The following is a 12,205-nucleotide window of genomic DNA, read 5'->3' as shown; positions in this document are numbered from 1 at the left end:
ATTCAGTTAATTAATACATCCATGCAGTCTGTTGAAGACAAAATAAAGGAGGAAAACTGATGCTGAACGCTCTTCAAATGTTCATTACCATTGCAGTCATAGCGCTTGTAACCTTTACAACCAGAGCTCTTCCGTTTATATTTTTTAGATCAAAGGAACCCCCTGCAATGCTCGCAGTTATTGAAAAAAACCTGCCTCCTATGATTCTCCTGCTGCTTGTCATCTACTGCCTGAAAGATGTTCAATGGCTTACAGCTCCTTACGGGATTCCGGAATTGTTCACCATATGTGTCGTTGCCGGGCTGCATTTCTGGAAAAGAAATGCCATGCTCAGCATCTTTACAGGGACGGCGCTTTATATGGTACTCGTGCAGTTCAACGTTTTTTCGTTTCTCTGACTTTTTCTTCTGTCTTTCATTGATCCAGTTATCTTGTCTTTCATTGATCCAGTTATCTTGTCTTTCATTGATCCAGTTATCTTGCCTTTCATTGATCCAGTTCCTCGCTTTTCTCTGGCAAAAATCTCCTATTTTTCTCTGGTATATGCATGTTTCCAAATTCTTCATATACCGGGACTCGGTTAAATCTGCTATTTGTTAAAAGCCGGAATCTATAAAAAAGCCAACTGAAAATAAACAAAAATATTTATATGCATCCATAATAATGCCTTTGTAATAAGTGACCTTACATGAATGAGAAAAAAATTGATGAGTCTTTACTAAAAAGTAAAGGATTTCTGCCTCAGAGGCAGGAAAACATGTTTTCAATGCGTCTGAAGGTCGTGAGTGGGAATCTGGATATCGAAAAACTGCGAGCAATTGCAGATGCAGCCGAGAAGTATGGCTCTGGCTATGTTCACATAACCTCAAGGCAGCAGATTGAGGTTCCTTTTGTTAAACTTGAAGATGCGGAAGCAGCAAACAACGAACTTGAAAAGCAGGGCATTTCAGGAGGCTCTATCGGAAAAAGAGTAAGAGCAGTAGTCGCCTGCCAGGGAGATAGGGTATGCAAAAACGGGTTGATTAACTGCGAGAGTCTGGCAAGCAGGATCGATGAAAAATACTTCGGGGAAGCTGTCCCTAAAAAGCTCAAGATTGCAGTAACAGGTTGCCCTTCAGCCTGTGTAAGGCCTCAGGAAAATGATTTTGGAATCATGGGAACAGTAAAGCCCAAAACCGTCGAGGAAAATTGTGTCGGTTGCAAGCGTTGTGAAAAGGCTTGTAAGGTGGGAGCAATAAAAGTTCTGGATGATAAAGCCTCTATAGATACTGAAAAATGCATTCTCTGCGGAGCATGTATTGCAGCCTGCCGTAAAGATGCCCTCAGGGCAGAAAAAACCGGATGCACGATCTTTGTTGGAGGCAAAGCCGGGCGCCAGCCCATGCAGGGAATAAAGCTTCTTGAGCTTGCAGACGAAGAGCAGCTTTTCTCAGTCCTTGAAAAAACCTTTGAGTATTACAGAAGAGAAGGCCTTGATGGGGAAAGGTTAGGAGAACTCATTGATAGGCTCGGTATTGATAAGTATAAGGAAGAAGTCCTTTCCTGAGCTTTGTAGAGATCCTTCGTTTCAGCCTAAACGGATATGATATTTTATGAATAACAGACACAAGCAAATGAAAGTACTTTTCATCTTACCTTTTTTTGACTATTGATCTCGTCATTTACTTTTACCCATAAAATTTGAAGAGGATACATAAAATTGACAAATATGAGATCAACGTACGCATCCAACAGAAGACAAAAGAATAAAGACAAAAGAATAGATTGTATCAGAAGAATTCATTGAGAAAGTAAAAAAAATCTGTAAATGCGGCGATAAAAAATGGATGACTTCGAAATTTATATGAAGACAGGAGACTATGTTGTCTTTTCTCAAATTTACCTATAGTCAGGTTTTAGCATAATTTTCAGGACAACTTTTTTTAGGATAACCTTTTAATTCCAATACCTTTTAATTCCAGTTACCTGTTAAGTCCAGTATTTCTTTAATTTGGATAGAATTCTTAAATTCAGAATAATCTAGCAGCTTCAGTTCATTACCTGACGGATCTGATTATATGGCTGACATAATTGTAAAAAATGCTTACGTTCTGACGATGGACCCTGATGCGGGAGACCTCAAAAACGGGACTGTTGTCATCGAAGACGGAAAGATTACGGAGATAGGGGAAAAGACCAGCGAAAGTGCCGATACTGTAATTGATGCAAAACACTCGGTAGTAATGCCAGGGCTTGTAAATACACATACTCATGCCGCAATGACTCTTTTTCGAGGTTATGCCGACGATTTGCAGCTTGCAGACTGGCTTGAAGGGCATATCTGGCCTGCCGAGGCAAAGCTGACTGCAGATGATGTCTATAAAGGCAGTCTGCTTGCCTGCCTGGAAATGATCAGGTCAGGCACTACTTCTTTTGCGGACATGTACTTTTATATGGACGAGACTGCAAAAGCTGTTGAGGCATCAGGGCTTCGGGCCTCGCTTTGTCATGGGCTTATAGAACTCTGGAACGAAGAAAAAGGAGCAACAGACCTCAAAGAAGGGAAGCGCTTTGTCCGGGCCTGGCAGGGAGCGGCTGACGGCAGAATAAAAACAATGTATGGGCCTCATGCCCCGAATACCTGCTCTGAGGAATATCTTGCAAAGGTAAGGGAAGAAGCCAACAGGGACGGTGCAGGAATCCATATCCATCTCCTTGAAACGGAAGCCGAACTTCTGGCTATGAAAGAAAGGTACGGGAAATGTTCTGTGCACCTTCTGGAAGACATAGGGTTTTTAGGGCCTGATGTGCTTGCTGCTCACTGTGTCTGGCTTTCCGACGGCGACATCGAAATTTTGGGAAAGAGAGGAGTGAATGTTTCTCATAATGTCATAAGTAATATGAAACTAGCTTCAGGGATTGCACCTGTACACAAGATGCTAGAAAAAGGAGTCAATGTGAGCCTTGGCACTGACGGATGTGCCTCAAACAATAACCTTGACCTTTTTGAGGAGATGAAAACGGCTGCTCTTCTTCATAAAGTCAATACCTTCAGCCCTACTGCCCTTCCTGCGCGACAGGTGCTTCAAATGGGTACGGTAAACGGTGCAAAAGCCCTTGGCACAGAAACCGGTATGTTGAAAGTCGGAATGAAAGCGGACCTTATCGTGGTAGATATGAAAAAACCGCATCTTACTCCCTGTTTTAATGTTCCCTCTCACCTGGTGTACTCTGCAAAAGGAAGCGATGTCAGGACAACAATTGTAAATGGAAAGGTCCTTATGGATGATTACAAAGTGCTGGTCCTGGATGAGCAGAAAGTTATGGAAGAGACTCAAAAAGCCGCAGAAGAGCTTGTTGCAAGGGTAAACGCTTGAAAACATTACTCATTGCAAATAGTTTATGTCAACAATGTCTCACTGTGGAACCTAAATTAGTAACCTGAATTAGTAATCTGAGTGAGTAAAGGATAAACACTTATGTTTAAAGCTAGAATAAAGATCGAACTCAACCGCATATTTGATATTACGGGATGAACATGACCGAAAAAGAACTCATAGAATCCGGAAATATGAAGATGGACTGGGCAAGAAACCATATGCCCGTACTTTCCATCGTCAGAAAAAAATTTGAGGAGGAAAAACCCCTTAAAGGGATGAAGGTAGGAATGGCTCTACATGTGGAAGCAAAAACTGCAGTCCTTGTAGAGACTCTTGCTGCAGGCGGTGCAGAGGTAGCAATTACCGGCTGCAATCCTCTCAGTACGCAGGACGACGTGTCCCTTGCTCTTGGCACCCGCAAGAACATAAGCTGTTTTGCAAGATATGGAGTCGAGAGCCAGGAATATTACGAAGCAATCGACCGGGTCCTGGACATCAAACCCGATATCACAATCGATGACGGGGCAGACCTTATATTTAAATTACATAAAGAAAGGACCGACCTGCTTCCGAATATCCTTGGCGGCTGCGAAGAAACAACAACCGGTGTTCACAGGCTTCATGCGATGGAAAAGGAAGGAGCCCTGAAAATGGCGGTAATCGCAGTGAACGATGCAATGACTAAATACCTCTTTGACAACCGCTATGGGACAGGACAGTCAGCCTGGGACGGGATTAACAGGACCACAAACCTCTTGGTAGCAGGCAAAAACGTTGTTGTTGCAGGCTACGGCTGGTGTGGGCGTGGAGTTGCAATGCGTGCTTCAGGCCTTGGAGCAAATGTAATCGTTACCGAAGTCGATCCTGTAAGAGCTCTTGAAGCCAGGATGGACGGGTACAGAGTCATGAAGATGGCAGATGCTGCAAAATTAGGTGAAATCTTCGTGACCACCACAGGAAACCGTGATATCCTCACAGCCAAAAATTTCAAGTCCATGCCTGACGGAGCAATCCTTGCAAATTCCGGCCACTTCAATGTGGAAATCGATATGGAAGCCCTTGAATCTCTTGCAAAATCCGTCCGGACCGTAAGACACAACATAAAAGAATACGACCTCGGCGACAGGCGCATCAATGTCATAGCAGAAGGCAGGCTGGTCAACCTTGCCGCCGGTGACGGCCACCCGGCTGAAGTCATGGATATGAGTTTTGCAAACCAGGCACTCTGTGTGCGTTATATTGCCGAAAACAAGCTTCCTAATGGAGTCCATAAGGTACCTCTGGAACTTGATACTTTTGTGGCAAGAATGAAACTTCAGTCAATGGGCATAACCATCGACGAACTCACGCCGACGCAGAAATGCTACATGAGCGGCTGGGAGTGCGGGACATAATTTAGAAAAGCAATAGAGAATAATTTCCACAATCAAAAAACTATGATATTTTAGAAATGCAGCGAATATTATAGATTTTAATTTTTGATTGTGTTTCATTTTCATAAGGTGATAACATTTGCTGTATTTCAGAATCTTTACGACACTTATATAAGCTAATATACTCTGTAATGAATTAATGTGTACTGTAAAAATTTAACCCAACCGTATAATTAATTTTACTTTTTAAAAATTACTTTACTTCATAAGTATTATCCTACATTATATATATTTTCATACTTTGTAATCGTGACTGCACTTATTTTTTAATAATTTTTGACAAAAGATGCATATTTTGATATTTATCATAGACAGTTTTATAACTAATAACTCGTAAAGGACATAACGAATGTATAATTTATTTACAACTGCCTTTAGTAAAACTAAAATATTTATTACTTTTTATAAAAACATTTAAACTCACTTTTAATAAGGAATGTTTACGTGAAATCGATAACAATAATAACTGTAAAGCACTCTTGAAATCCTGGTTATAAACTATTGATCAACATATGTTGGGAAATAATGAATACCTGGCGTATGAGAAAACATCGAGAGTCTAAAAACTTTACAGAAAGTGGGTTAAAAATTGAGCGTTAAACATCAAACGATTAAATTGAACAATTGCATCAAACGTTTTACTGTCAGGTTCTGGGTTTTGAAAGTCCTGGCAAATGGATAATGAATAAACTGATTGATATGGCAGAATTTTAGAAAAATTGCCTGATCTTACGGGTGACAAATTACACACATGTGACGAATTCCTTGCACCTGATTAAACACTAGCTTTAAATCACCTTTGAATTCGGAAAGGGTTGAAATGGAAAAAAGTTTGAGAAAATCTGGGATTGACATTATTGGAGAGGTGCCCTGGGGAACACATTTCTGTCAATTTTACCAGACAAAACAGGATTTAATTGACATACTTGTTCCTTATTTTAAAGCCGGCCTGGAAAATAACGAATTCTGTATGTGGGTTACATCAAAGCCCTTTGGTGTGGAAGAAGCAAAAAGAGCTCTTAGAAAAGCTATTCCTGAGATTGATGTTTATCTGGAAAAAGAACAAATTGAGATTATTCCTTACACTTACTTGTATGTCAAAGAGGGAATTTTCGATTCGCAAAAAGTGCTTAACGGCTGGATAGAAAAACTCAATCAAGCTCTTGATAATGGCTACGACGGTTTAAGGTTGAGCGGAAACACTTTCTGGCTGGAAAAAAAAGACTGGAACAATTTTGTTGATTATGAAAAAGAAATCGACAGCATCATTGGCAACTATTCCATGATAGCCCTGTGCACATATTGCCTTGATAGGTGCAGTGCAACCGAAATTATTGATGTAGTTATCAACCATCAATTTGCCCTGGTTAAAAAAGAAGATAAATGGACACAATTCGAGAGTTCCAGACGCAAAAAGGAAGAAGAGAAAGCTTTTCAAGTCACACAGTACTGGGGGTCTACCTTTGATTCCATGCCAGACCTGATAGCCATACTCGACGATAAATACAAGATTGTTCGTGCAAACAAGGCAATGGCGGCAAGATTAGGGTTGAAACCAGAAGAGTGTATAGGGTTAATCTGCTATCGGGCTTTGCACGGGACAGATAGTCCCCCATCTTTTTGTCCGCACAGACTCTTGATTGAGGACGGACTTGAACATACTGCAGAGATTTTTGAAGAATGCCTGGGTGGTTATTTTATATTAAGCGTCTCGCCACTCTATAATTCTAAAGGCAAAATTATTGGGAGTGTGCACGTTGCCCGTGATATTAACGAACGCAAAAAGGCTGAAAAAGCCCTGAAAAGGAGTGAAAACGAATTCCGCACACTGGCAGAAAATTCTCCTGACATAATTGCCCGATTTGATAGAAAAAATCGCCATATGTATGTAAATCCTGCCGCTACCGAAGTTTATGGTTGTTCTCAGGACGAAATCATCGGGAAAACCCATTGTGAACTGGGAAGAGACCCTGAACAGATAGAGCTCTGGGAAAAACATCATCAGAATGTTTTTGCTACAGGAAAATCGGGGACAATGGAATTCCAGTATAAATCGCCTCAAGAAAAAGAATACTATTTTAACACAAGAATAGTACCTGAGTTTGTTAACGGCAAAGTGGCTTCCGTCCTTGCTATTTCCCGTGATATTACAGAAATAAAAAAAGCTGAAGCCAGGTTAAAAGAAACCCTTGATAATTTAGAAGAGTTAGTTAAAGAAAGGACATCAGAAGTTGAAAATGCTTGTAATTCTTTGAAAGAAAGCAAAAGGAGTCTTTCTGAAGCTCAGAGGATGGCACACCTTGGAAACTGGGACTGGAACATTATAACTAATGAATTGTACTGGTCTGATGAAATTTATTGCATCTTTGAACGCAGCCCTCAAGAGTTCGGGACAACTTTCGATGCATTTCTGAATTATGTACATCCGGATGATCGAGATTATGTAAATAAGGCTGTTAAAGAAGCTTTAAACGGAAAAAAATACAGTATTAATCACCGTATTATCTTAGCCAGTGGAGAAGAACGTATAGTACATGAACAGGCCGAGGTTATTTTTAATGAGGAATATATTCCTGTCCATATGAGAGGAACAGTCCAGGACATTACTGAGCAAAAAAAAGCTGAAGAAGCTCTGAGAGTATTAAACATTTATAACCGTAGCCTTATTGAAGCCAGTATGGATCCCCTGGTTACCATCGGGCCTGACGGAAAGATAACTGATGTAAATAAGGCTACAGAACTGATTACCGGGTATTCCAGAAGCGAGTTGATCGGAACTGATTTTTCGGATTACTTTACTGAGTCTGAAAAGGCGAGTACCGGATATCAGCAGGCATTTGTAAAAGGTGAAGTCCGGGATTATCCTCTTGAAATTCAGCACAGGGATGGTCATTTAACTCCGGTTTTGTACAATGCTTCGATTTATAAAGACGAAGCTGGAAAAGTTATTGGGGTTTTTGCTGCAGCACGTGATATTACTGAGCGGAAAAAAGCAGAAGAGCTGTTAAACCTAAAATTAGAGGAGCTCGCTCGCTCAAACGCGGAACTGGAACAATTTGCCTACGTATCATCCCATGACTTGCAGGAACCCCTGAGAATGATAGCGAGTTATTTACAGCTTTTACAAAGAAAATATCAGGGAAAGCTTGACGATAAGGCTGATAAGTACATCTATTTTGCTGTGGACGGGGCTTCTCGTATGCAGAACCTGATAAATGATCTTCTGGAATTTTCGCGAGTAACTACAAAAGCCAGAGAATTCGAGCCTACTGATTGCAAATCTGTTCTGGAGCAGGTGTTACTTGATTTAGAAGTATCCATAAAAGAAAATGAAACCAGTATCTCTTATGGTTCTTTACCTGTAGTAATGGCAGATTCGGTCCAGTTTACTCAGCTGTTCCAGAATCTTATAAGCAACGCTATAAAATTCCGCAGTGAAAAAGCTCCGGAAATTGAGATTTCTGCCAAAAAAGAGACTGATCAATGGTTATTTTCAATAAAGGATAATGGAATTGGAATTGACCCTAAATATTCTGAGAGAATTTTTGAGGTTTTTAAAAGACTTAATAAAAGAGAAGAGTACCCGGGTACAGGCATAGGGCTTTCAATCTGTAAAAAAATTGTAGAACGGCATGGAGGACAGATTTGGGTAGAATCTGAATCCGGTAAGGGTTCGACTTTCTACTTCACTTTGCCAGCAATTCCCATAAAAGTCTCATTATAATGACTCTACCATACATTTCATGAGACTGACACGTTATCATAAATTTCATGAGACTGACACGTTATCATAAATTTTATGAGACTGACACTTTACAATGGCTTAATAGTACTGACTTTACCGTGAATTTCTGATAAGACTATACAGTAAAAATTTAATCATTATAAATTTGGTTCAAATTAGATAATCAGTTTCGGGAAAGCTCAAAGTTTTTGACATATAACCAGGATGGTCATATAAATGAGAACTCGAATAGCATTTAAACCGGTAGAGATTCTTGTAGTAGAAGACAGTAAAGGCGATATTGGACTAATAGAGGAAGGTTTCGAAGATGCAAAAATCGGGAACATTCTTCATATTGTAGAGGATGGAGAAGAAGCAATCGCTTTTTTACGTGGTGAAGGACAGTTTTCAGGTTCCCCGCGCCCGGATATAATGCTTCTGGACTTAAATTTACCAAAAAAAGACGGGCGTGAAGTTCTTGAAGAAGTGAAAAGCGACGATAAACTTAAAAACATACCTATTGTGGTATTAACCACTTCGAAAGCTGATGAGGACATCCTGAAATCTTACAATCTTCATGCCAATGCATATATTACTAAACCTGTTGATTTTGATCAGTTTCTAGATGTAGTTAGATCCATAGAAAATTTCTGGCTTGAGATTGTAAAGTTGCCATCGAAATAAGGCCAGAATAACCCGGATAGGACGGTTGACTATGGATGAAAAGGTAGAAATCTTGCTTTTTGAAGACAATCCCGGGGATGCAGGTTTAATTGAAGAGATGCTCGAAGAATTCGCCGACTTTCAATACGAATTTAAAACCGTTCAGACCCTTAATGAAGGTCTAAGCTTTCTTAAAGATAATCGGTTTGATATAATATTATCTGACCTGGGATTGCCAGATAGCGATGGCATTGATACTTTTCTTGAAATCCATGCAAGGAATTCACGAATTCCCATTATAATTCTGACGGGAATGAATGATGAAAAAATCGGAGTTGAGGCTGTAAAGAAAGGTGCTCAGGACTATCTGGTCAAAGGGCAGGTAGATGGCAGATTATTGAAACGTTCTATCCAGTATTCCATTGAGCGTAAAAAAGCAGAGGAAAGAGTTCAGAACTTAGCGAATATAGTGGAATCGTCAAATGATGCTATTGTAACCCGGTCTCTTGATGGTTTCATTACCAGCTGGAACCTGGGGGCAGAGCAAATCTATGGGTATCTGGCTGAAGAAATTTTGGGGAAACCTGCATCAGTCTTAATGCCTTCCGTCCTGGAAAATGAATCACAAAAACTGACTGAAATGATAAAACAGGGAGAAAAGATTCATCAGTATGAGACTTCACGGTTAAGAAAAGACGGTACGATTATAGATGTCTCAATGACTCTTTCTCCGGTTTTTGATATCTCTGGAGAGCTTATGGCTATCTCAGTTATCGCCAGAGACATAACCGAGAGTAAAAAAGCCGAAGAAATGCTTCACGATAGTGAGGAAAGATACCGGATTGTTACGGAACAGACAGGTCAGCTAATATATGAGCACGATATCGAGGAAAATAAAATCTATTGGGCAGGCACCATAGAAGAGATTACAGGATATACTCAGGAAGAACTGCTGAACACTGGTATTGAACTATGGATAAACAATGTCCACCCTGAAGACCAGAAGAAAGTCTGGAATCAAAAGATAACCGGCTGCGGACATGACGTGAAGAACACTGAAAATAAGAGGAATTTCCACCTGGAGTATCGTTTTAGAAGGAAGGATGGAGAATATATCCATGTTGAAGATCATGGGATCTGTCTTCAAAAGGGAAATTATCGTACAAACAAAGTCCTCGGAATAATGAAGGATATCACAGAGCGTAAGCGGATAGAAGAAGAACTACGAAAGTCCGAGGAACGCTTTCGCCTCGCTCTGAGAGGTTCAAGCATTGTTATGTTCAGTCAGGATCTCGAGCTGAGGTACACGTGGGTATACAACCCTGCACCTGGCTTCAAAATAGAGGATGTCCTGGGTAAGCGTGACTACGAGATATATCAGCCAGAGGATGCTGAGTTATTTACCTCTATCAAGCGTCAGGTCTTAACCAGTGACACAGGTAGACGTGACGAGGTAGTTACCCATAGGCCAGCTTCCGCTGGTGGTAATATGGTCCATGATATGACCACAGAGCCACTGCACGACTCCATAGGAAACATTATCGGAGTCATCTGCGTCGCAATGGATATTACTGAAAAAAAGGAAGCTGAAAATTTCCTGAAAAAAATTGAAGAAGCCCGTAAAAAGGAAATTCATCACAGAATCAAAAATAATCTGCAGGTAATCTCGTCTCTGCTCGACCTACAGGCTGAAAAATTCGCTGTCAATGAGGTTTATGATACTTCAAAGGTGCTTGCAGCTTTCAGGGACAGCCAGAACAGGGTTATTTCTATGGCTCTGATCCATGAAGAACTGTATGGATCAAAAGAAATCAGTACTCTTAACTTTGCAACTTATCTTCAAAAACTGACTGAGGAGCTCTTCAGATGTTACAATGTTGGAGCTTCAGAAGTCAAAATGGTTCTGGAAATAGAGGAAAATATTTTCTTTGATATGGACACTGCAGTTCCCTTAGGAATGATTGTTAATGAATTGGTCTCAAATTCCCTCAAACATGCATTTCCAGATGGGAGAACAGGAGAAATTAAGATAAAACTCTCCAGGGAAATAAATGAAAAATCTGAAGATGGCGGGATTGAAGACAGTAACGAAGCATGTAAAAGTACCAGTTATATCCTGGTCGTTTCAGATAACGGAGTAGGTATACCTGAGAGTATCAATCTGGAAGACTCCGATACCCTTGGATTACAACTGGTAACCATCCTGGTAGACCAGTTAGATGGAGAACTTGAATTGAACAGGAACTCTAGTACTAAATTTACAATAAAAATCACAGTAGCGGACAATAAGTAAAAACGTGCCAGTGAACTCAAATCAATATAGACGCTTATTTTGCAAGTTAATATTTCTGTAATATTTTACCTTGACATTGTCAAATTACCTATTATTTAAAGCTGCTACTACATATTTTTCCAATTGAGCCTTTGCTAATTTTTCAATTAATGTTTTAATTTTAAATTAAAAGCATTAAATTCCCTTTTTTAACTTGACTTGTCATATTTTCTTTTCACGTCAACCGTGAAGTATAATTTTTCGTATCCTCTTCAAATTCAATGGAGAATTTTCCAACTCGAAAAATGCACAACAATTTGATCAGACAGTTATAAAGTTGAATACATCGCTTTTTATGTTATATTTCAAGCTTGATGGAAGTTTTTTATACGGACAGTTCCATACCTGATTATAATAGGGGAAAATTGCTTTACGGGAAGAATGGTTTAAGTGGGGGAATTGCTTGAAAAAATCATCTCTGCCGCAGATATAAGATTGACTTTTCAGTACAAAATAAGCATAAAAGACAATTTATAAGCCACTTAATGTTTTTGTTTGAGAGTTTAGGTTTAAAGAGGGGACTCTTAACAGGTTTTGTTTTAATTTTTTTTCGTAATTTTCAGGGATTTCAATTTTTCAAAATTGTAAACGTTTAAACTGGAAATCTCAAGGTTGAAATTTTGAGGTTGGAAATTTCTGAAACTGGAAATTTCTGATTATTCCAGTGCTTACAGAAATAATAAAGGGTGCTAAA

Annotated in this window: 7 protein-coding genes; all 7 read left to right on the top strand. The window is 39.7% G+C overall.

Features of this window, described 5'->3' with window-relative positions:
* Positions 1 to 59 precede the first annotated feature (59 nt).
* The 7 genes from MSBRM_RS10980 to MSBRM_RS10945 all read left to right on the top strand — a co-directional run bounded on the left by MSBRM_RS10980 (position 60) and on the right by MSBRM_RS10945 (position 11,472).
* The gene (locus MSBRM_RS10980) at positions 60 to 398 is read left to right on the top strand and encodes a branched-chain amino acid transporter permease (protein WP_048155718.1); all 339 of its coding nucleotides are present in this window, start codon (positions 60 to 62) and stop codon (positions 396 to 398) included.
* A 290-nt stretch (positions 399 to 688) separates the two neighbouring features.
* A complete protein-coding gene (locus tag MSBRM_RS10975) occupies positions 689 to 1,546 on the top strand; it encodes a 4Fe-4S binding protein (protein ID WP_048116902.1) in 858 nt (285 codons plus the stop codon).
* 511 nt (positions 1,547 to 2,057) lie between these two features.
* A complete protein-coding gene (locus MSBRM_RS10970) occupies positions 2,058 to 3,356 on the top strand; it encodes an amidohydrolase family protein (RefSeq protein WP_048116906.1) in 1,299 nt (432 codons plus the stop codon).
* Positions 3,357 to 3,517: 161 nt separating this feature from the next.
* On the top strand, positions 3,518 to 4,753 hold the full coding sequence (locus MSBRM_RS10965; RefSeq protein WP_048116908.1) for an adenosylhomocysteinase: 1,236 nt from the start codon (positions 3,518 to 3,520) through the stop codon (positions 4,751 to 4,753).
* 859 nt (positions 4,754 to 5,612) lie between these two features.
* A complete protein-coding gene (locus MSBRM_RS19580) occupies positions 5,613 to 8,516 on the top strand; it encodes a PAS domain S-box protein (protein WP_069575212.1) in 2,904 nt (967 codons plus the stop codon).
* A gap of 237 nt (positions 8,517 to 8,753) precedes the next feature.
* Positions 8,754 to 9,200: a response regulator gene (locus tag MSBRM_RS10950; RefSeq protein WP_048116911.1), complete on the top strand. Its 447-nt coding sequence runs from the start codon at positions 8,754 to 8,756 to the stop codon at positions 9,198 to 9,200.
* Positions 9,201 to 9,231: 31 nt separating this feature from the next.
* Complete coding sequence (locus MSBRM_RS10945; protein WP_052712848.1) at positions 9,232 to 11,472, top strand: PAS domain S-box protein; 2,241 nt, start codon at positions 9,232 to 9,234, stop codon at positions 11,470 to 11,472.
* Positions 11,473 to 12,205: the final 733 nt, after the last annotated feature.

Source organism: Methanosarcina barkeri MS (genome assembly GCF_000970025.1).
Lineage (GTDB): Archaea > Halobacteriota > Methanosarcinia > Methanosarcinales > Methanosarcinaceae > Methanosarcina > Methanosarcina barkeri.
The sequence above is the reverse complement of the archived record's forward strand: the minus strand, read 5'-3'. Positions and strand labels throughout refer to the sequence as shown.